19 protein-coding genes are annotated in these 20,907 nt (G+C 74.8%); 14 read left to right on the top strand and 5 right to left on the bottom strand.

The window, feature by feature from the left end; all coding sequences use genetic code 11:
* Nucleotides 1-297: 297 nt before the first annotated feature.
* On the bottom strand, nt 298-1,119 hold the full coding sequence (locus ACYVG5_RS14650; protein ID WP_222047037.1) for a DUF3027 domain-containing protein: 822 nt from the start codon (nt 1,117-1,119) through the stop codon (nt 298-300).
* Between the two features lie 68 nt (nt 1,120-1,187).
* Here ACYVG5_RS14650 and ACYVG5_RS14645 point away from each other — a divergent pair, with 68 nt between their 5' ends.
* Both ACYVG5_RS14645 and ACYVG5_RS14640 read left to right on the top strand, forming a co-directional pair.
* Nucleotides 1,188-2,813 carry an MFS transporter gene (locus ACYVG5_RS14645; RefSeq protein WP_460683292.1) on the top strand — a complete coding sequence of 542 codons (1,626 nt, stop codon included), beginning with the start codon at nt 1,188-1,190 and terminating at the stop codon, nt 2,811-2,813.
* Nucleotides 2,810-3,313 carry a DUF2771 family protein gene (locus tag ACYVG5_RS14640; RefSeq protein WP_460683291.1) on the top strand — a complete coding sequence of 168 codons (504 nt, stop codon included), beginning with the start codon at nt 2,810-2,812 and terminating at the stop codon, nt 3,311-3,313. The genes ACYVG5_RS14645 and ACYVG5_RS14640 overlap by 4 nt, the downstream gene beginning before the upstream one ends.
* Nucleotides 3,314-3,370: 57 nt before the next feature.
* Here ACYVG5_RS14640 and ACYVG5_RS14635 read toward each other — a convergent pair whose 3' ends face one another.
* On the bottom strand, nt 3,371-3,754 hold the full coding sequence (locus ACYVG5_RS14635) for a cold-shock protein (RefSeq protein ID WP_222047041.1): 384 nt from the start codon (nt 3,752-3,754) through the stop codon (nt 3,371-3,373).
* A 160-nt stretch (nt 3,755-3,914) separates the two neighbouring features.
* Here ACYVG5_RS14635 and ACYVG5_RS14630 point away from each other — a divergent pair, with 160 nt between their 5' ends.
* Nucleotides 3,915-4,283, top strand: a complete 369-nt coding sequence (locus ACYVG5_RS14630; RefSeq protein ID WP_222047042.1) for a YidH family protein — start codon at nt 3,915-3,917, stop codon at nt 4,281-4,283.
* Nucleotides 4,280-4,606 (top strand): hypothetical protein, encoded by a 327-nt coding sequence (locus ACYVG5_RS14625; protein WP_222047044.1) that lies wholly within the window; start codon nt 4,280-4,282, stop codon nt 4,604-4,606. Before ACYVG5_RS14630 ends, ACYVG5_RS14625 begins: the two co-directional genes overlap by 4 nt.
* Before the next feature lie 13 nt (nt 4,607-4,619).
* Here ACYVG5_RS14625 and ACYVG5_RS14620 read toward each other — a convergent pair whose 3' ends face one another.
* The 3 genes from ACYVG5_RS14620 to ACYVG5_RS14610 form a co-directional block, all read right to left on the bottom strand.
* On the bottom strand, nt 4,620-6,275 hold the full coding sequence (locus tag ACYVG5_RS14620) for an AMP-binding protein (RefSeq protein ID WP_222047046.1): 1,656 nt from the start codon (nt 6,273-6,275) through the stop codon (nt 4,620-4,622).
* A gap of 43 nt (nt 6,276-6,318) precedes the next feature.
* A complete protein-coding gene (locus ACYVG5_RS14615) occupies nt 6,319-6,534 on the bottom strand; it encodes a hypothetical protein (RefSeq protein ID WP_222047048.1) in 216 nt (71 codons plus the stop codon).
* Between the two features lie 116 nt (nt 6,535-6,650).
* A complete protein-coding gene (locus ACYVG5_RS14610; protein ID WP_222047570.1) occupies nt 6,651-7,172 on the bottom strand; it encodes a hypothetical protein in 522 nt (173 codons plus the stop codon).
* 121 nt (nt 7,173-7,293) lie between these two features.
* Between ACYVG5_RS14610 and ACYVG5_RS14605 the strand changes: the two genes are divergently transcribed.
* The 10 genes from ACYVG5_RS14605 (at nt 7,294) to ACYVG5_RS14560 (ending at nt 20,837) form a co-directional block, all read left to right on the top strand.
* On the top strand, nt 7,294-9,558 hold the full coding sequence (locus tag ACYVG5_RS14605; RefSeq protein WP_222047050.1) for a helicase C-terminal domain-containing protein: 2,265 nt from the start codon (nt 7,294-7,296) through the stop codon (nt 9,556-9,558).
* Nucleotides 9,559-9,695: 137 nt separating this feature from the next.
* Nucleotides 9,696-10,976: a class I SAM-dependent methyltransferase gene (locus ACYVG5_RS14600; protein ID WP_222047052.1), complete on the top strand. Its 1,281-nt coding sequence runs from the start codon at nt 9,696-9,698 to the stop codon at nt 10,974-10,976.
* Between the two features lie 68 nt (nt 10,977-11,044).
* Complete coding sequence (locus ACYVG5_RS14595; protein ID WP_222047054.1) at nt 11,045-12,580, top strand: HNH endonuclease signature motif containing protein; 1,536 nt, start codon at nt 11,045-11,047, stop codon at nt 12,578-12,580.
* Between the two features lie 188 nt (nt 12,581-12,768).
* Nucleotides 12,769-14,454 (top strand): DNA repair helicase XPB, encoded by a 1,686-nt coding sequence (locus tag ACYVG5_RS14590; protein WP_222047055.1) that lies wholly within the window; start codon nt 12,769-12,771, stop codon nt 14,452-14,454.
* A gap of 33 nt (nt 14,455-14,487) precedes the next feature.
* A complete protein-coding gene (locus tag ACYVG5_RS14585; protein WP_222047057.1) occupies nt 14,488-14,763 on the top strand; it encodes a type II toxin-antitoxin system prevent-host-death family antitoxin in 276 nt (91 codons plus the stop codon).
* Nucleotides 14,760-15,152 (top strand): type II toxin-antitoxin system VapC family toxin, encoded by a 393-nt coding sequence (locus ACYVG5_RS14580; protein WP_222047059.1) that lies wholly within the window; start codon nt 14,760-14,762, stop codon nt 15,150-15,152. The genes ACYVG5_RS14585 and ACYVG5_RS14580 overlap by 4 nt, the downstream gene beginning before the upstream one ends.
* Before the next feature lie 70 nt (nt 15,153-15,222).
* Entirely contained in the window at nt 15,223-15,735 is a 513-nt protein-coding gene (locus ACYVG5_RS14575; RefSeq protein WP_222047061.1) for a 2Fe-2S iron-sulfur cluster-binding protein, read from the top strand.
* Nucleotides 15,732-16,760 (top strand): FAD binding domain-containing protein, encoded by a 1,029-nt coding sequence (locus ACYVG5_RS14570; protein ID WP_222047063.1) that lies wholly within the window; start codon nt 15,732-15,734, stop codon nt 16,758-16,760. The genes ACYVG5_RS14575 and ACYVG5_RS14570 overlap by 4 nt, the downstream gene beginning before the upstream one ends.
* Before the next feature lies 1 nt (nt 16,761).
* The gene (locus tag ACYVG5_RS14565) at nt 16,762-18,855 is read left to right on the top strand and encodes a xanthine dehydrogenase family protein molybdopterin-binding subunit (RefSeq protein ID WP_222047065.1); all 2,094 of its coding nucleotides are present in this window, start codon (nt 16,762-16,764) and stop codon (nt 18,853-18,855) included.
* Between the two features lie 176 nt (nt 18,856-19,031).
* Nucleotides 19,032-20,837, top strand: a complete 1,806-nt coding sequence (locus tag ACYVG5_RS14560) for a DEAD/DEAH box helicase (protein ID WP_222047067.1) — start codon at nt 19,032-19,034, stop codon at nt 20,835-20,837.
* The last annotated feature ends 70 nt before the right edge of the window (nt 20,838-20,907 follow it).

Genomic DNA, 20,907 nt, shown 5'->3' with positions numbered 1-20,907 from the left:
CCACCCGCGACTACGTCGAACGCCGCACCGCTCAAGGCCTGTCCAAGACCGAGATCATCCGCTGCCTCAAGCGCTACCTCGTCCGCGAAATCTACTCTGCCCTCGTCTCCACCGCAGCCGGCAAAGATCTTGAAAAAGCGGCTTGACCATCTATAGGAGCATCACCTGGCCGCGCGCGCCAGCGCGCTCAGCGAGCCGGTCGTGGGGGCCGGGGGCTTCCCGACCGGAACGCTGGCAACGGCTCAGCGGCGGCCGGGAACGGCACCTGGCCGCGGTGCGATCCGCAGGATCGCCATGTCACAGCCGATCGAAGTCGGCGGTGTCGTAGCGGGCCGTGGTGGTGACCTCCACCGGCTCGCCGGAGAAGTCGCTGCTGGCCTGGCTGTGCGCACCGCAGCCGTAGTCGGCGGTCACGACGCGCCCGTCGGCCGGGGCGAAGGCGTTGCTGCAGGCGCCGAGCGACATCCGCAGCGAGCCGGCCAGCGGCAGGAAGAACCCGCAGGTCGCGCAGGGGCCGGGCGCGTGCCGGGCCATCGCCGACGTCGGACCGAAGTCGCTCCGCCGCCACCGCGCGACCGCCTCGGCGCGCCCCTCGGGCGACAGCACCCGCTCCCGGCCGATGCCGAGCTCCGCGGCGACGACCCGGCCGGCCGGGTCGTCGGCGGAGTCGTCGTCGACGAGGTAGGCCGGCGCCAGCCGGGGGTCGTCCTCGGTGGTGGGCAAGACGTCGCCCACCGAGAGGTCGCCGGGCCGCAGCCGCTCGTGCCAGGGCACCCAGGCCGGAGCCAGCAGTGCCTCGTCGCCGGGCAGCAGCACGACCTCGTCGACGGTGACCTGGTCGTCGCCGGGCGCCCGGGCGACGGTGACCGCCCAGTGCCAGCCCACGTACCCGGGCAGCGCCGCGGCGAAGGTGTGGGTGGCCATGGCGCCGAGGACGCCGGGGTCGGCCGCAGCGGCCACCTCCGGGTCGACGGGCTCCGTCAGCACGCCCAGGTGATCGCCGACCTCGGCCGGGGCGCCGGCCACCTCGACGGCAGCGGCGCGGGCCTGCTCGACGGCCGCGGCCAGGACGTCGTCCGGGGTGGAGCCGTGCGCAGCGTGGTGCAGGGAGTCGGACACGACCCCATTGTCGCGGATCGTCCAGCCGGCGCGACCGCCCCGTCCGGGGGGTGCGGCACGATGGGCCGGTGAGCTCGCCCACCGGTCCGCGCCGCCGCCGGCTGCGCCCGCCGCGTGGCCCCTCGGGCACAGCGGTCGACCGGGCCGACACCGCTCCGCTGGAGGTCCGCCGTCCGCAGACCCGGCCGCTGCCGGTGGCCGCCGCGCAGCCGCCGGGCGACGACGACCCCACCGTCGCCGGCGTTCCGTTCCCGCCCGCCGCGCCTCCGGGCCCCGCGCCGGTGCCGCCGGCCCCGGAACCACTCCCCGGCGCGGCAGGTCCGGCTTCGGCCGGCGGCCGCAAGGTGACCGTCACCCGGGTGGCCGCGGCCCGCAGCCGGGAGCTCACCGGCGCCGCCGTGCGCCGGGTGCGCGCGGCGAGCCGGGCCGACGGCGCCGGCGACACCGGGCTGGCCGGGCTGGTGGGGGTCAACGCCCTGCACATGGCCGGCGACGCGATGATCGCCGTCTCGCTGGCCGGCACCCTGTTCTTCGCCGCCCCGGCCGACGCCCAGCGCGGCAACGTGGCGCTCTACCTGCTGGTGACCATGGCGCCGTTCGTCCTGCTCGCCCCGGTGATCGGGCCGCTGCTCGACCGGCTGCAGCACGGCCGCCGGTGGGCGATGGCCGCCAGCCTGGGCGGACGGGCGGTGCTCGCCGTGCTGATGGCCAGCTCCTTCGACGACGTGGCGCTCTATCCCGCCGCTCTCGGGGTGCTGGTGCTGTCCAAGGGCTTCAACGTGCTGCGCGCGGCCGTCGTCCCGCGCGTGCTCCCGCCGGCCATGTCGCTGACCTCCGCGAACGCCCGGATGTCGGTGTTCGGGTTGGCCGCCGGTGGGGTGCTCGGCGGGCTCGGCGCAGGCCTGGCCTGGTTGCTCGGCTTCAGCTGGGAACTGGGCGCCACCGCGGCGGTGTTCACCGTCGCCGCGGTCCTGGCCGTCCGGCTGCCCCCGCGCGTCGACGTCTCGGTCGGCGAGGAGCCGGCGAACGTGCTCACCACCGCCGAGATCCCGATGATCGGGCGGCGACGGCCGGCCGGGCCGCACGTGGCCACCGCACTGCGGGCCACCGCGGCGCTGCGCGGACTCGGCGGTTTCCTGACGATCTTCTCGGCGTTCCTCGTGCAGGCGACGGTCTCCGGCGGGTGGCCGGCGACCCTGGCGCTGGGCGCGATCGCCGCCGCCGCCGGGCTCGGCAGCTTCGGCGGCACCGCGGTCGCCTCCCGGCTGCACACCACGAGCCCCGACCGGCTGGTGCTGGTCTCGGCCGGTGGCGCGGCCGCGGTCACCGTGCTGGCTGCGGTCTTCTACAGCTTCCCGATGGCCGCTGTCGTCGCCGGTGTCTCGGCCGTGGCCAACGCGCTGGGCAAGGCCGCTCTGGACGCGATCGTCCAGCGCGAGGTGTCCGAGGCGCAGCGCGCGTCGGCCTTCGCCCGGTCGGAGACGGTGCTGCAGCTCGCCTGGGTGGCCGGCGGGGTGCTGGCCATCTCGCTGCCGGCCACCGGCTGGCTGGGCTTCACCGTCGCCGCCGCGCTGCTCGTCCTCGCCGTGGCGCTGACCCTGCTCGGCCGGCGCCGGGCCGGCGCGACCACCAGCCGGGCCGGCCGGCGTCGGACTGGGGACATCCCGGCTGCACCAGGAGGGGGATGGGCGTGAGGAGATCCCGATGCGCGGCGGCACTGCTGGTGGCGCTGGCCGCACTGGCCGGCTGCGGCGGAGACGATGCCGGGGAGACCTCGGCCCCCTCGGTCACGGCGCAGGTCGGCCGGCAGGAGGTTCCGGTCCGACCGACCCAGTACTGCCTGGCCGGCGAGGGGCAGCGCTACCCGAGCTCGCCGCCGGTCCTGGAGGTGCCGATGGACACCCCGATCACCCTGCGGGTACCCGAGGCGGTGGCCTCGGACGGGTGGAGCGTGCAGGTGTTCGACGACGAACTCCAGGAGCTCATCGGCGAGGTCGACGTCGACCCGGACACCCCGGTCTTCGACGGGATCAACTCCTCCGACATCGCGCCGGACGCCTTCTACCTGGTGGTGGTCCAGCGTGCTGACCCCGAGGCGTGCGACGGGCTGTCCGGCGCCTGGCCGGTCGGGTTCATCCGCTCCGGGGCGGGCGGCGCGGCCCCGCCCACGGCGACGTCCACCCCGCCCGGCTGAAGGCCGCGCAGGGGCCCGCGCCGGGCCGGCGAGGCGTGCGGGGCAGGGGACCCCTGCTCAGCCCTCGAGGTCGTCGGCGACGGCGCGCAGCACCGACCCGACCTTGCGGGACACCTGCTTGTCGGGGTGCCGGCCGTGCCGCAGCCCCTCCGACACGTTGTCCAGCAGCTTGATCAGATCCTCGATGATCGGCACGAGGTCGTCGGGCTTCTTGCGGGTGGCGGCGACCGCGGAGGGCAGCGGGTCGAGCACCTGCACCTGCAGCGCCTGATCGCCACGCCGTCCCTGCACGATCCCGAACTCCACGCGCTGACCTGGCTTCAGCTCCGTGGTCCCGGCCGGCAACGCGTCCTTGTGGACGAACACGTCCGGGCCGCCCTCGCGGGCGAGGAAGCCGAAGCCCTTCTCCGCGTTGAACCACTTCACCTTGCCGCTGGGCACGTTGTTCCCTCAGTCGTCGCTCGTCGATGGTCCCCGGCCCGACGGCCGGGGGAACGGCCGCGGGATGCCCGCGGTGCCGCGCTAGCCAGGTTAGTCGGCCTCCGCCGGGGAGGGGGCGGCGTTCCGGTGGCCGGGCGGGCGGCGGCCCTACCCTGACGCGGTGTCCTCCCCGGCGGGCCGGCCCGCAGCACCGCCGCACCCCGACTACCGGTTCAGCCTGGCCAACGAGCGCACGCTGCTCGCCTGGCTGCGCACCGCGCTGGCCCTGGTCGCCGGCGGGGTCGCGATGACCCAGTTCGCCCCCGACCTCGGCGTGCCCGCCGGTGGCCCCGTCGTCTCGGTCGGGCTGCTGCTGGCCGGGCTGCTCACCGCGCTGGCCGGCCACCGCCGGTACGTGCGCAACGAGCGGGCGATCGCCGCCGACCAGCCGCTGCCGGTCAGTGCCGCGGCGGCCTGGGTCACGGCGCTGGTCGCCGTCCTGGTGGTGGCGCTGCTGGTGCTCGTCGTCGTCGAGACCGTGCGCGGGTGAGCACGCCGCGCGGCGCCGGGGAGACCCAGCCGGCCCGCACCGCACTGGCCTGGCAGCGCACCGGGCTGGGTCTGCTGCTGGTCGCCGGGCTGCTGACCCGCGCCGCCGCTGTGGACGGCGACCCGTTGCTGGTGCTGCCGGCAGGGGTGGTCGCCGTCGCGGGGATCGCCGTGCTGGGCGTGCTGACCCCCCGCCGCCGGCACGCCAGCCAGCAGGCCGCCGCCGCCGGCTCGGCCGGGCAGTCGCCACGGGCGGCCGCCGTCGCCACCGGGCTGGTGGTGCTGGCCGCGCTCTGCGGCCTGGCCACCCAGCTGCTGCGCTGAGCGGCGTTCCTCCTCAGGCGTTCCGGACGGCGGCCGCCGACTCCAACCCCAGCTCCCCGACCGAGACCTCGCGCATCTCGACCTTGCGGACCTTGCCGGTGACCGTCATCGGGAAGGAGTCGACCAGCTTGACGTACCGCGGCACCTTGTAGTGGGCCAGCTTGCCGGTGCAGTAGGCGCGCAGCGCCTCGGCGGTCAACGGCTCGGCGCCGGGCCGCAGCCGGACCCAGGCCATCAGCTCCTCGCCGTACCGCTCGTCCGGGACGCCGATCACCTGGGCCTCGGCGATGTCGGGGTGGCTGAAGAGGAACTCCTCGACCTCGCGCGGGTACACGTTCTCCCCGCCCCTGATGACCATGTCCTTGATCCGGCCGACGATGTTCAGGTAGCCCTCGTCGTCCATCACCGCGAGATCACCGGTGTGCATCCAGCGGGCGGGGTCGAGCACCTCGGCGGTCTTCTCCGGCTCGTCCCAGTAGCCCAGCATCACCGAGTAGCCGCGGGTGCAGAACTCACCCGCCGTCCCGCGCGGGACGGTCAGGCCGGTCTCGGAGTCCACGATCTTGACCTCCAGGTGCGGGTGCACCCGGCCGACGGTGGCGGTCCGGCGGTCGAGGTCGTCGTCCGCACCGGTCTGGGTGGACACCGGCGAGGTCTCGGTCATGCCGTAGCAGATGGTCACCTCGGTCATGCCCATCTCGTCGACCACCCGCTTCATCACCTCCACCGGGCACGGCGAGCCGGCCATGATCCCGGTGCGCAGGCTGGAGAGGTCGTAGTCGGCGAAGTCGGGCAGCCCGAGCTCGGCGATGAACATGGTCGGGACGCCGTAGAGGGAGGTGCACCGCTCGTCGGCCACCGCGCGCAGGGTGAGCGCCGGGTCGAACCCGGGCGCCGGGATGACCATCGTCGCGCCGTGCGACGTGCAGCCGAGGTTGCCCATCCCCATGCCGAAGCAGTGGTAAAAGGGCACCGGGATGCACACCCGGTCGGCCTCGGTGTAGCCGCAGCCCTCCCCCACGAAGAACCCGTTGTTGAGCAGGTTGTGGTGGGTGAGCGTGGCGCCCTTGGGAAAGCCCGTCGTCCCCGACGTGTACTGGATGTTGACCGGGTCGTCGGCCGACAGCAGCCGCTCGCGCTCGGCCAGCCGGCTGCGGTCGGCGGCCCGGCCGGTGTCCATCAGCCGTTCCCACTCCGGGTCGCCGAGGAAGACCACCTCGCGCAGCGCGGGGCAGTCCGCGCGCACCTCGTCGACCATGGCCCGGTAGTCGCTGGCCTTGAACGACGGCGCGGCCACCAGCACCGAGATGCCGGACTGGCGGAGCACGTAGCTGAGCTCGTGGGTGCGGTAGGCCGGGTTGACGTTCACCATGATCGCGCCGAGCTTCGCCGTCCCGTACTGCACGAAGACCCACTCGGCGCAGTTCGGTGCCCAGATGCCGACCCGGTCGCCCTTCGCCACGCCGAGGGCGTCGAGGCCGAGGGCGCAGGCATCGACCTCGTCGACCAGTTGCGGATAGGTCCAGCGGCGGCCCGTGGCGCACTCGACCAGCGCCTCGTGGTCGCCCACCCGCGCTGCCGTCCGGTCGAGGTCCGCCCCGATCGTGTCGCCCAGCAGCGGCACCGTCGAGGCCCCGTTGCCGTAGGACGGCAGCGCGGGTCGGGTCATGGTCTTCTCCTCGTGTCGGCCCGGTTCGGGGGCAGGGGTCCTGCTACTCGCCCGCCATCAGGCCGGCCCGGTTCGGGCGGTCGGTGGGGTGGGCGTAGCGCAGCCGCTCCGGCGGCAGCGGGAAGGCGTGGTCCTCACCGAACGGCGAGAGCCCCCCGGCCATCTCGCTGATCAGCTCGGTCACCGGCGGACCGTCGCCCTCGGACTGCCCCCAGGTCGGCTCGACCAGGTGGGCGTGCTTCTCCTTGCGCTTGGCCATGTCGCCTCCAGTAGCGGTGCTGCCCGGCGGTCCTCCGCCGGGACGTTCCCGGACATCTTCCCGTGCCGGGTGCCGGGAACACACCCGGCGCGCCCCCGTCGTGTCGGCCGGGCCGCTCAGCCCCGCCAGGCGCGGGGCCGGGCACCGAACAGCGTGCCCGCGCCGTCGGCGGTGAGCACCCACTCGCGCCCGGCGACCGGGGCGTAGGAGATCTCCGCGTCGGCCAGTTGCTGCACGGCCCGGGCGCGCCAGACGGCGGTGGACGACAGCCGCAGCCGCAGCGGCTCGTCGCCGTGCTCGTCGAAGCCGGCCGGTTCGACGTGCAGCACCGACGGGCCGGCCACGCGCAGCCGGCCCAGCCGCCACGGCTCGCGGGCCAGCGCGGTGGTCCAGCGGCGGGTGCGCACCAGGCCGCCGGCCCCGGCCGCGGCCGCGGCCGATCCCCCGCAGAGCAGCGCGACGACCACCACCCCGGCGAGGGGGAGCCGCTCCCCGCCGTCCCGGGCGATCCGGACGGCGGCCGCGGCCAGCAGCACCCCGAGGACGACGGCGATGGCCCCGCTGCCCAGCCAGCGCAGCGCGCCGGCCCGGTGGGCCGCCAGCGCCGCGCGGGTCTGCGGGTCGTCGAGGGCGGGCACCCCGGGATGGTCGCAGAGCCGGTGGACGGCGGACCGGACCGTCCTGGGCGGCAACCCCGAACGGGGTGGCGGTCCTCGCCGTCACGGACACCCGGCCGGCCGACGCCGTAACGTGGAGCGGATGCCTGCCGACCTGCCCGCCACGCTGGCCGCCTGGCTGCGGACCCGCTCCGACGAGCAGCTGGGCGCGCTGCTGGCCACCCGCCCCGACGTCGCCCGCCCCGCGCCCTCCGACGTGGTCGCGCTGGCGACCCGGCTGGCGGTGCCGGTCTCGGTGGACCGGGCCCTCGACGAGCTGGATGCCGCGACCCTGCAGGCCCTGGACACCGTGCTGCTCTCCCCCACCGACGGCGTGGCCCGCGCCGACCTGCCGGAACTGCTGCCCGACGTGCCGGCCGACGTCGTCGCCGACGCCGTGCAGACCCTCACCACCCGGGCGCTGCTGTGGGGTGACGACGAGCTGCACGCCCCCGACCAGGTGCGCCGCTCGGTCCGCTACCCGGCCGGGCTGGGCCGCCGGGCGGTCGACCTGCGGGTGCCGCTCCCCCGCGACCTGCCCGCCGTGCTGGCCGCTCTCGAGGACGAGGAGCGGGCCGTGCTGGAGCGGCTGGCCGCCGACCGGCCGGTCGGTCACCTGCCCGACAGCAACGGCGGCTCGCTGACCCCGGCCCGCCGGCTGCTCCAGCAGGGCCTGCTGGCCCGCATCGACGCGATCAACGTGGAGTTGCCCCGGGAGATCGGCCTGGCGCTGCGCGGCGACCGCCCGTACGGCCCGGCCCGGGTGCGCCCCGAGCCGGAGATCACCCGCCGCGACCCCGCCTCGGTCGACCAGCAGGCGGCCGGCGCGGCGCTGGAGGTCATCGGCCGGGTGTCCGACGTCCTCACCGCCCTGGAGGAGGAGCCCGCCGGGCTGCTCCGCAGCGGCGGGCTCGGCGTCCGCGACCAGAAGCGGCTGGCCCGCGACCTGAGGATCAGCGAGACCGACGTCGCGTTCCTGGTGGAGCTGGCCCACGCCGCCGGGCTGGTCGACGTGGGCGGCGCGCACCGCGACGAGTGGCTGCCCACCCGCGGCTACGACGTGTGGCGGGAGCAGGACCTCCCCGACCGCTGGGCCGCCCTCGCCGAGGGATGGCTCACCAGCGTCCGGCTGATCTCGCTGGTCGGGCAGCGCGACGTCGCCGGCAAGGCGGTCAACGTGCTGGCACCCGACGTGGTGCGGCAGACCGCGCCGGCGCTGCGCCGCTCCGCCCTGGCGGTGCTGGCCGAGTACCCGCCGGGCACCGGTCTGCGCGCCGACGAACTGGTCGAGCTGCTGCGCTGGCGCACCCCGCGCCGGGCCGACCGGCTGGCACCGGTCCCCGCGCTGCTGGCCGAGGCGGAGCGGCTGGGCGTCGCCGTGGCCGGGGTGCTCGGCACCGGCGGGCGGGGCCTGCTGCGCGACGGGGCGGACGGCGCCGCCGACGGCATGCGCCGCCTGCTCCCCGCACCTGTCGACCACGTGCTCGCCCAGCCCGACCTGTCGCTGATCGCGCCCGGGCCGCTGGTCGCCGAGCTGGCCGGCGTGCTCGCCGTCGTCGCCGATGTCGAGTCCTCCGGCGGCGCCACCGTCTACCGGGTGACCGACGGCAGCGTGCGGCGCGCGCTGGACAACGGCTGGTCGGCCACCGACCTGCACGACTTCTTCACCCGCGCCTCCCGCACCCCGGTGCCACAGGCGCTGGACTACCTCGTGGACGACGTCGCCCGGCAGCACGGCCGGCTGCGGGTCGGGGCGATCGAGAGCTACGTGCGCTCCGACGACCACGGCCTGCTCTCCCAGGTGGTCAACGACCGGCGCACCGCCAACGCCGAGCTGCGCCGGCTCGCCCCCGGCGTGCTGGTCAGCGGGCTGGCCGCCGACGAGGTGCTCAGCGTGCTGCGGGCCGCCGGGTACGCACCGGCCGGCGAGTCGGCCGGCGGCGCCGTCCTCACCCGCCCCCCGGCCAGGCCGCGGGCCGTGGGCCGCCGGCCGGGCGGCGCACCGGTGGCCGGGCCCCGGCCACTGGCCCCCGATGACCTCGCCGCGACCGTCCGGGAGATCCGCGCCGGTGACGCGGCACTAGCCGCCCGGCGCACCGACCCGGTGCGGCAGATCCCGGGTGTGACCACCGCGAACACCCTCGAGGTGCTGTCCCGGGCAGTGCGCGAGGGCCTGCCGGTCTGGCTCGGCTACGTCGACGCACAGGGCAGCGGCAGCCAGCGGGTCGTGCAGCCGGTGTCCCTGGTCGGCGGCTTCCTGCAGGGGTTCGACGAGGGCCGCGGGGAGAGCCGCACGTTCGCCGTCCACCGGATCACCTCGGTGGCCGTGGTCGAGGACGCCGAGGAGGGACGCGCCGCAACCCCCTGAACAGGCCGCCGACCGGGGATGATCGGTTCCCCGTCGCACCTGGGCGGGAGTAGGTTGGGAAGCACAACCAGATGACGACCCGCCCATCGTCGCCCGAAGGGTCGTTCCTGGCCTGAGCGGACGAGGTGGCGCAGCAGATGGCACGGCAGACGGTCGCGGACCGGTTGGCAGCGGCGCTGGGCGCCGTCCTGGGCACGGACGAGCTCCCGGTCCGGCTGCGCGGATGGGACGGGTCGGCCACCGGCCCGGCCGGCGCACCCGTGCTGGCGGTGCGGTCGCGGCGGGCGCTGCGCCGGCTGCTCTGGTCCCCCGGGCAGCTGGGCCTGGCGCGCGGGTACGTCGCGGGCGAGATCGACATCGAGGGCGACGTCTTCGCCACGTTCGGCGCGCTGAGCTCGGTGGGCCGGCTCGCCAGGACCGGGCCAATGGCCGCGGCGACCCCGACCGAGCGGCTGGGCCTGCTCCGCACCGCCGTCCGGCTGGGTGCGCTCGGCCCCGAGCCGACCCCGCCGCCGGAGGAGGCCGATCTCGGCCGGGTGGGCAGCCGGCACTCCCGACCCCGCGACGCCGCGGCGATCTCCCACCACTACGACGTCGGCAACGATTTCTACGAGTTGGTGCTCGGCCCGTCGATGGTCTACTCCTGCGCCGTCTTCGAGACCCCGCAGACCGGCCTGGACGCCGCCCAGGAGGCCAAGCTCGACCTGGTCTGCCGCAAGCTGGGCCTGCAGCCGGAGATGCGGCTGCTCGACGTGGGCTGCGGCTGGGGCAGCCTGGCCATCCACGCGGCGCAGCGCTACGGCGGAACCGTCGTCGGCATCACGCTGTCCGAGGAACAGGCCCGGCTGGCCCGCAAGCGGGTCGCCGAGGAGGGCCTGACCGACCGGATCGACATCCGGGTGCAGGACTACCGGACCGTCGAGGACGGGCCCTTCGACGCGATCAGCTCCATCGGGATGGCCGAGCACGTGGGGCGGGCGCAGATGCCCGGCTACGTCGCACGGCTGACCGACCTGCTGCGGCCCGGCGGGCGGCTGCTCAACCACGCGATCAGCTGGAACGCCGGCACCACCACCTGGGACCCGGACACGTTCATCGCCCGCTACGTCTTCCCCGACGGCGAGCTGCTCGGCCTGGGCGAGATCACCGGCCTGCTCGAGGCCGGCGACCTCGAGGTGCTCGACGTCGAGGCGCTGCGCCAGCACTACGCGCTGACGCTCCGTGCCTGGGTGGAGCGGCTAGAGGCCGACTGGGACGCCGCCGTCGCGGCATCCAGCGAGGGCCGGGCGCGGGTGTGGCGGCTCTACATGGCCGCCTGCGCGCTGGCCTTCGAGGCCGGGCACATGGGGGTAAACCAGGTGCTGCTGCAGCGCACCGGCGGCGCGCAGCCGCCGCTGCGGCGCACCGGCTGGGTCTGACCCGGGGCGACCTCACCCGCCGCCTGGCGGCCGCGGAAACTGTCAGACCCCGTACGTATGTTCGACCCATGACGACGACCGCGGTGCCGCCGGGCCCCCTCGGTGCGAGGGTCGACGTCCTCTTCACCGGCACCTGGCACGGGGAGCCGGATGGGTCGACGTGGTCCGACGAGCGGGTGGCCGCGCAGCTGCAGGGAGTGCAGCGACGGCGGGCGATGGACGCCGCGGAGGAGGCAGAGCTGATCCTCCAGTTGGCCGGTCACCGCCCCGCCGCACTCGACCCACCAGCCAACTCCCCCGGTGCCCGCCGGCCCGGCTGGACCAGCGGAATCGAAGACGCAGAGATCAGTGAGTTCTTCCTCGCCGAGCTGTCGGCGGTGCTCAACCTCGGGCGGGGCACCGCCTCGCTGAGGCTGCGGCGGGCGCTGACCTGGTCGGAGAAGTTGCCGGCCACCTTCGCGGCGCTCACAGCCGGTGAACTGGACGAACGCCGCGCCACTGCGCTGGCCGACGTGCTCGCGCACACCAACGGCGAGATCGCCGGGCAGGTGGAGGACGCACTGCTCGGGGAGGCGAGCGACCTGTCGGTGTCCCGGCTGGAGAAGCGGGCCACCGAACTGATGCTGTCCCTGGACGCCGCGGCGGCCGACGAGCGCCGGGAGCAGGCCGCCAAGGACGCCGACGTCCGCGTGTACCCCTCACCCGCCGATGGCCGGTCGACGCTGGCCGCGGACCTGCCCACCGATGAGGCCGTCGAGTGTCACGACCTCGTCGACCAGCTCGCGGGGATGCTCAAGGCCGACGGTGACCCGCGCCCGATCGGGGCGTTGCGGGCACACGTGCTGTCCACGTTGATCCGCCGGCCGGCTGACTCCGGCCTGCCGCAGGTGGCGGCGAACGTCACGGTCACCGCCACCCTCGACGCGCTGGCCGGCACCGGCAGCACGCCGGGCGAGGTGAACGGGCTGCCGATCACCGCCGCCCACCTGCGCGAACTGCTCACCCGGGTCGGCACCCTCGGTTTCACCGCTCCTGACGGCGGCACGCTGGCCTACGCGCTCACCGGCCCCGACGGGCGGCTGCTGGCCACCCTCACCCCTGCCGAGCTGACCCGCCTGGCCCGCCGCGGCTGCCCACACCACCCCGGGCACAGCGACCCCGGTAGCAGCCACGGCGGTGCCAGCGGCCGGTGCAGCTGTCCGGTGCTCGGCCCGCCGCCGGCCACCGACGCCTACACCCCCACCGCCCGGCAACGGGCGTTCGTCACCACCCGCGACCGGCGTTGCCGGTTTCCCAACTGCGGCCAACGCGTCGGCTGGGCCGATCTCGACCACGTCCTGGCCCACGCCTGCGGCGGGGCCACCGACTGCACCAATCTCTGCTGCCTGTGCCGCTCCCATCACCGCCTCAAGACCTTCGCCCCCGGCTGGCGCTTCGCGATGTCCCCCGACGGCGTGCTCACCGTGACCACGCCCTCCGGCGTCACCCGCACCACCCGACCACCCGGGCTACGACGCCCAGCACCTTCCGAGCCACCCGCCGAGCCCGAACCACCACCCGGCGAAAGCCCACCGCCACCGGCCGACGACCCGCCACCCTTCTGAACCGCTGCCTGCAGCGGTCGACCTCGTCCGCCTGCGGCCCTTCCCCAGTGGTCGCGCCGAGATGCGCCACGGGGTGCGCACGTCGGCGGCCGGGGCTCGAGCGGAAGGACCCGTCGCCGTCCGGCGTTACCGTGGTCAGTCCGGCGTGCAGGTCTGCGCCGCAGTCTCCGAGCCAAAGGAATCCCCGCGTGAGCGACGGCCCCCTGATCGTCCAGTCGGACAAGACCCTGCTACTGGAGGTCGACCACCCACTGGCGAAGGAGTGCCGGGCTGCGATCGCCCCGTTCGCCGAGCTGGAGCGCTCCCCCGAGCACGTGCACACCTACCGGGTGACGCCGCTCGCGCTGTGGAACGCCCGCGCCGCCGGGCACGACGCCGAGCAGGTGGTCGACGCGCTGGTCCGCTTCTCGCGGTACCCGGTGCCGCACGCGCTGCTGGTCGACGTCGCCGACACCATGGACCGCTACGGCCGGCTCACGCTGGCCAACAACCCGGTGCACGGGCTGGTGCTGAGCAGCAGCGACCGCGCCGTGCTGGAGGAGGTCGTCCGCAGCAAGCGAGTGGCCCCGATGCTGGGCGCCCGCATCGACGGCGAGTCCGTCGTCGTGCACCCCTCCGAGCGCGGCCGGCTCAAGCAGGCGCTGCTGAAGATTGGCTGGCCGGCCGAGGATCTCGCCGGCTACGTCGACGGGCAGGCGCACCCGATCGAGCTCGACCAGGCCGACTGGCACCTGCGCGACTACCAGCAGCAGGCCGTCGACGGCTTCTGGGCCGGCGGCTCGGGCGTCGTCGTGCTGCCCTGCGGCGCCGGCAAGACGCTGGTCGGCGCGGCGGCGATGGCCGAGGCGAAGGCGACCACGCTGATCCTGGTCACCAACACGGTCGCCGGCCGGCAGTGGAAGCGCGAGCTGATCGCCCGCACCTCGCTGACCGAGGAGGAGATCGGCGAGTACTCCGGGGAGCGCAAGGAGATCCGGCCGGTCACCATCGCCACCTACCAGGTGATCACCACCCGCCGGAAGGGCGAGTACCGGCACCTGGACCTCTTCGACGCCCAGGACTGGGGCCTGGTCATCTACGACGAGGTGCACCTGCTGCCGGCACCGATCTTCCGGCTCACCGCCGACCTGCAGTCCCGCCGGCGGCTCGGCCTCACCGCCACGCTGGTGCGCGAGGACGGCCGGGAGGACGACGTCTTCTCCCTGATCGGGCCCAAGCGGTACGACGCCCCGTGGCGGGACATCGAGGCGCAGGGGTACATCGCGCCGGCCGAGTGCATCGAGGTGCGGGTCAGCCTGGACGACGAGGAGCGGATGACCTACGCCGTCGCCGAGCCCGAGGAGCGCTACCGGATCGCGGCCACCGCGCAGTCCAAGCTGCCGGTGATCCGCCGGGTGCTCGAGCGGCACCCCGACGAGCCGTCGCTGGTGATCGGCGCCTACCTCGACCAGCTCGAGGAGCTCGGTGCCGCGCTCGACGCCCCGGTGATCCAGGGGTCGACCACCAACAAGGAGCGGGAGCGGCTGTTCCAGGCGTTCCGCACCGGGGAGATCCGCACCCTGGTCGTCTCCAAGGTGGCCAACTTCTCCATCGACCTGCCCGAGGCCGCCGTCGCCGTCCAGGTGTCGGGGACGTTCGGCTCACGGCAGGAGGAGGCCCAGCGGCTCGGCCGGGTGCTGCGCCCGAAGGCCGACGGCCGGCAGGCGCACTTCTACACCGTGGTCAGCCGCGACACCCTGGACAGCGAGTACGCCGCCCACCGGCAGCGGTTCCTGGCCGAGCAGGGGTACGCGTACACGATCGTGGACGCCGCGGACCTGGCCGGCCCGGGCGAGGTCAACGGCCCCGACCGGGTGGACGAGCCGGCCGACTGACCTCATGTAGCACGCGCGATGCTACCGTGCGGAATGACCCGGATCGGCGTGCGTGAACTACGCCAGAACGCGAGCGTCTACCTCGACATGGTCAAGGCGGGCGAGACCGTCGAGGTGACCGAGCGTGGGCGACTCGTCGCCGTTCTGGCGCCCCCGTCGCCGGCCAGCACGGCACGGGAGCGGCTCATCGCGGAAGGTCGCTTGATTCCGGCCCGGGGTCCCCGGGCGCTGCCCGCCCGGGTGTCGCCGGCCCCTGGTCGACCCACCGCCAGTGAGGCGCTCGCCGAGGACCGCGCCGAGGCCCGGTGATCGCCTTCGACACCTCCGCCCTGGTCAAGCTGGTGCTCGCCGAAGCCGAGAGCGACGTTCTGGACGACTGGGTCACGGCTCGGCCAGGGCAGCCCTGGGTTGCCAGCGACCTGTGCCGGGTGGAGGTCATCCGCGCGGTGGCCCGCTCGTCGCCCGGCGCCGTGACCGGCGCACGCCAGTTGCTGGCCGGCCTCGACCTGGTCCCGCTGAGCCAGACGCTTCTCGACCGAGCCGCAGATCTCGCCCCGCCGTCCGTACGCAGCCTGGACGCGATCCACCTTGCGACAGCGTCCACGCTGGGCGCTGCGCTCGAGGCCTTCGTCGTCTACGACCACCGCTTGGCCGACGCCGCCCGCGCCGCCGGACTGCCCACTGCCGCACCGGCCTGACCACCGAGCACGGCCACGCGCTGCCCGGCCGCGGGTTTGTCGCCCGGTGCCCGGTGGGCACCGGCCCGGCATGGACGCGGAGATCTCCCTGCGGGTGGACGGCGAGGCCCACCGGCTGACCGTCGACACCCGCACCACCCTGCTGGACGCGCTGCGCGAACGCCTCGGCAACACCAGCCCGAAGAAGGGCTGCGACCACGGCCAGTGCGGCGCCTGCACCGTGCTGCTCGACGGCGAGCGGGCCCTGACCTGCCTGGCGCTGGCCGTCGCGTACGACGGCGCGGAGGTCGTCACGGCCGACGGGCTGGCCGCCGACGGCGAGCTACACCCGGTCCAGCAGGCCTTCCTCGACCGCGACGCCTTCCAGTGCGGCTACTGCACCCCGGGGCAGGTCTGCTCCGCCGTGGGCGTGCTCGACGAGGTGCGACGCGGCTGGCCCAGCCACGCCAGCCCCGATCTGACCGGTGACCCCGAGCTGTCCCACGACGAGGTCGCCGAGCGGATGAGCGGCAACATCTGCCGCTGCGCCGCCTACGTCAACATCGTCCCCGCGGTGCAGCAGGCGGGCGGGCAGGCCTCGTGAAGCCCTTCGCCTTCGCCCGGCCGGCCGACGTCGCCGAGGCGGTGCGCACCGTCGCCGCCGACCCCGCCGCGGTGTTCCTCGCCGGCGGCACCAACCTCGTCGACCACCTCAAGCTCGGCGTCGCCACCCCCGACGTCGTCGTCGACGTCCGCCGGCTCACCTCCCGGGAGATCGCCGACACCGCCGACGGCGGCCTGCGGATGGGCGCCGCGGTGACCAACAGCGAGCTGGCCGCCGACCGTCGGGTCCGCGAGCGGTACCCGGTGCTCGCGCAGGCGCTGCTCGCCGGGGCCAGCGGCCAGCTCCGCAACGCGGCGACCACCGGCGGCAACCCGCTGCAGCGGACCCGGTGCGTCTACTTCTCCGACGTCACGACCCCGTGCAACAAGCGGGAGCCCGGCAGCGGGTGCTCGGCGATCGGCGGGTACACCCGGTACCACGCCGTCCTCGGCGTTCCACCCACCCCGCCGGGGCCTACGGCACCCGACACGTGCATCGCCACCCACCCCTCCGACATGGCGGTGGCCCTGGCCGCGCTGGACGCCCAGGTGCAGGTACTCGGCCCCCACGGTGAGCGCACCATCCCGTTCGTCGAGCTGCACCGGCTGCCCGACGGCGACCCGTCGCGGGACACGGTGCTGGAGCACGGCGACCTGATCACCGCCATCGACCTCCCCGCGTTGCCGCTGGCGGTCAACTCGCAGTACCGCAAGGTGCGGGACCGGGCCTCCTACGCCTTCGCCCTGGTCTCGGTCGCCGCTGCGCTCGAGGTCGCGGACGGCGTCGTCCGCGACGTGCGGATCGCCCTGGGCGGCGTCGCGCACAAGCCCTGGCGGGCCACCGCCGCGGAGGAGGCGCTGCGCGGCGCGCCGGCCACCGAGGAGAGCTACCGGGCGGCGGCCGCGGCCGAGCTGGCCGGCGCCGTTCCCCAGCCGGGCATCGACGACGGGAATGCCTTCAAGATCCCGTTGGTCGGCCGCACCCTGATCGCCGTCCTGCGCGACCTGACCCCCTCGGAGGCCTGACATGACGGAGCTGGTCGAGCCGCGTGCGATGGGCCGGGCACTGGTCCGCCGCGACGGGGTGCAGAAGGTCCGCGGAACCGCGACCTACGCCGTCGACACCCCCGTCGACCTCCCGGCGTACTGCCATCCCGTCCAGGCCACCATCGCCCGCGGGCGGGTGACGGCGATGGACACGACCGACGCCGAGGCGGTCGACGGAGTGCTGGCGGTGCTCACGCCGTTCGACGCCGAGCGGCTGGCCTCCACCGAGGACGCGGAGTACGCCGTCCTCCAGTCCGACGAGGTGGCGTTCCGGGGCCAGCTGATCGGCGTGGTCATCGCCGAGACCTCCGAGGTCGCCCGGGAGGCGGCCGACCGGGTCCGGGTCAGCTACGCCGGGCAGCCGCACGACACCGAGCTGTCGGCCGACCGCGACGACCTCTACGCCCCCGGGCAGGTCAACGCCGGGCACGAGACCGACACCGCCGAGGGTGACGTGGCCGCCGCGATGGCCGCGGCCGCGGTCACCGTCGAGCAGACCTACGAGACGGCGATGTACCACAACAACCCGCTCGAGCCGCACGCGACGACGGCGCTGTGGGACGCGGCCGGTGATGGCTTCCTGACCCTGTGGGACTCCACCCAGGGGGTGCACCCCGACCGCGCCGCGGTGTGCCAGGTGTTCGGTCTGGCGGAGGGGCAGGTCCAGGTGATCTGCCCGTACGTCGGCGGGGGCTTCGGCTCGAAGGGCACGCCGCACGCGAACGTGATGCTCACCGCGATGGCCGCCCGGGCACTGCCCGGGCGGGCGGTCAGGCTGGCACTCACCCGGCAGCAGATGTTCTTCCTCGCCGGCTACCGGACGCCGACCATCCAGCAGGTGCAGCTGGCCGCCGACCGGGACGGCCGGCTGTCGGCGATCGCGATCGACGTCGTCGAGCAGACGTCGAAGATCAAGGAGTTCGCCGAGCAGACCGGCGTCCCGGCCCGGATGATGTACGCCTCCCCCAGCCGCCGGACGACGCACCGGCTGGCCGCCCTCGACGTCCCGGTCCCCTCCTGGATGCGGGCGCCGGGCGAGTGCCCCGGCATGTTCGGGCCCGAGGTGGCGATGGACGAGCTCGCCGAGGCGCTGGCCATCGACCCGATCGAGCTGCGCATCCGCAACGAACCCGAGGTCGACCCGGAGACGGGGAAGCCCTGGTCCAGCCGGCACCTCGTCGAGTGCCTGCGCGAGGGCGCCGAGCGGTTCGGCTGGGCCGGCCGGGGCCCGCGGGGGCACCGCGACGGCGACTGGCTGGTCGGCACCGGCGTGGCCGCCTCGGTCTACCCGACCCTGCGGCAGGCGACGTCGACGGCGACCATCCGGTTCGCGGGCGGGCGGTACGTCGTCGAGATCGGCGCCGCCGACCTGGGCACCGGGAGCTGGACGATCCTGCCGCAGATCGCCGCCGACGCCCTGGGGGTGGACGTGGCCGACGTCGACGCGCGGATCGGGGACACGAGGCACCCGGTCGCCTCGGTGGCCGGTGGATCGTCGGGCACCAACACCTGGGGTTCGGCGATCGTGCAGGCCGCCCGCGAGTTCCGCGGCACGTTCGGTACCGATCCCCACGACGGTGCCGAGGCCTCCGGCGACGTCGACCAGGCCGCCCAGGACGAGGACCACGCCGCCTATGCGTTCGGCGCCCAGTTCGTCGAGGCCCGGGTGCACGCCGACACCGGCGAGGTCCGCGTCCCGCGGTTGCTGGGGGTGTTCGCCGTCGGCCGGGTGATCAACCCGCGCACAGCGCGCTCGCAGTTCATCGGCGGCATGACCATGGGCCTGTCCATGGCGCTGCACGAGAACAGCGTCTTCGACACCCGGATCGGCCAGGTCGCCAACCACGACCTCGCCGAGTACCACGTCGTCTCCAACGCCGACGTGGACGCGGTGGAGGCGTACTGGCTCGACGAGCACGATCCGTACGTCAACGCGATGGGCAGCAAGGGCATCGGAGAGATCGGGATCGTCGGGACGGCGGCGGCGGTGTCCAACGCCGTCCACCACGCCACCGGGGTCCGGGTCCGGTCACTGCCGATCACGCTGGACAAGCTGCTGCCCGCCCTGCCCTGACCTCCCCCGACGGCCCGCGGAGGCCCGGCCGTGGGATCTGTCACCCCGGCCTCGACGGCCCGCCGCGGCCGCCGGCTGAGAGACTGTGGCGATCCCCCTGCCACACCGATCCCGGCACACCCGGGCGCCCCGGACGGCTGGGCGTGTCGGACCGATCCGACACACGATGGCGAGCGATGGGAGACACCGCACTGGCGCGCGCGACACCGGCAGCCACCCCGCAGTCCGCCTCCGCACGGCCCCTCCGGGCCTGGCAGGCGGCTGCCCTGGCGCAGTACGAGGAGCAGTCCCCCAAGGACTTCCTGGTCACCGCCACGCCGGGCGCCGGGAAGACGACGTTCGCGCTGACCCTGGCCCAGCGGCTGCTGGCCCGGCGAGAGGTCGCGCGGGTCGTCGTGGTCTGCCCGACCGACCACCTGCGGCTGCAGTGGGCCGATGCGGCCGACCGGATGGGCATCGTGCTGGACCCGGGGCTGACCAACGCCGTCGGCCCGGTGCGGCCGGGCACCCAGGGCTACGTGACCACGTACGCGCAGGTCGCCGGCAAGCCGATGCTGCACGCCGCCCGGAGCACCGCGGTGAAGTCGCTGGTCATCCTGGACGAGGTACACCACGCCGGTGACGGGCTGTCCTGGGGTGAGGCGATCGAGGAGGCGTTCGGCTTCGTCGCGCGCCGGCTGTGCCTGACCGGCACCCCGTTCCGCACCAAGGCCGACGAGCGGATCCCCTTCGTGCGCTACGAGGAGGACACCTTCCTCGGTGACGACGGCCAGGGTGGCGTGGGGCTGGCCAGCCGGGCCGACTACACCTACGGCTACAAGGAGGCCCTCGCCGACGCCGTCGTCCGGCCGGTGGTCTTCGCCGCGTACACCGGCACCTCGCGCTGGCGGAACTCCGCCGGCGAGGTGGTCGCCGCCTCGCTGACCGAGGCCGGCACCCGGTCGGTGGAGATGCAGGCGTGGCGGACGGCGCTGGACCCCAAGGGCCAGTGGGTACCGCACGTGATCGCCGCGATGGACGACCGGATCACCCACCTGCGCGAGACCGGCGTCCCCGACGCGGCCGGGCTGGTGCTGGCCAGCGACCAGGACGACGCCCGCGCCTACGCCAAGATCGTCCGCCGGGTGACCGGCAAGGCGCCCGAGCTGATCCTCTCCGACGACCCCAAGGCATCGAAGAAGATCGAGCGGTTCGCCACCGGCTCGGCCCGGATCGCGGTCTGTGTGCGGATGGTCTCCGAGGGCGTCGACATCCCCCGGGCCGCGGTCCTGGCCTGGATGACCTCCTACCGGACGCCGCTGTTCTTCGCCCAGGCCGTCGGCCGCGTGGTGCGCGCGCGCAACCCGCAGGAGTCGGCCACGGTGTTCCTGCCCGCGGTGCGGCCGCTGCTGACGCTGGCCGCCTCGCTGGAGCAGGAGCGCAACCACGTCATGCCCCCGCCCAAGGCCGCGACGGACGAGGAGCTGGAGGCCCTCGACCTGCCGCCGCGCGAGCCGCGCGAGGGCGAGCTGGCGAAGTGGGAGGCGCTGGAGGCCGACGCGCGCTTCGCGCACGTGCTGCACGGCGGGACGGCGCACACCGGCGAGGGCACGCCCGCGGTGGCACTGGCCCCGCTCGGTGCCGACGAGGAGGAGTTCCTCGGCATCCCGGGGCTGCTCACCCCCGCCCAGACCGCCGAGCTGCTGGCCAAGCGGGACGACGAGCTCCGGGTGCGCATCTCCCAGCACCGGCACCACGACGAGGACGACGACGGCCACCTGATCGAGGAGCTGCCCGAGGTCGAGACCGGCGGCTCGTGGCGGGACGTCGCCGAGCTCCGCCGGGAGATCAACCGGCTGGTCAGCAAGGTGTCGGCCCGCACGTCCACCCCGCACGCGGTGGTGCACACCCAGCTGCGGCAGTCGGTGCCCGGCCCGCCGTCGGCCTCCGCGTCGGTGGACGTGCTGCGGGCCCGGCGGGAGCGCCTGCGCACGATGCTGTGACACTGCGACCCTGACGGGCCGCACCGCGGTCAGGTGCCGTCCCCGGCGACCCGGAGCCGTTTCGCCGCTC

This window comes from Modestobacter lapidis, assembly GCF_054780755.1.
Note: the sequence above shows the minus strand (reverse complement) of the source record. Positions and strands in the feature narration are given on the sequence as shown.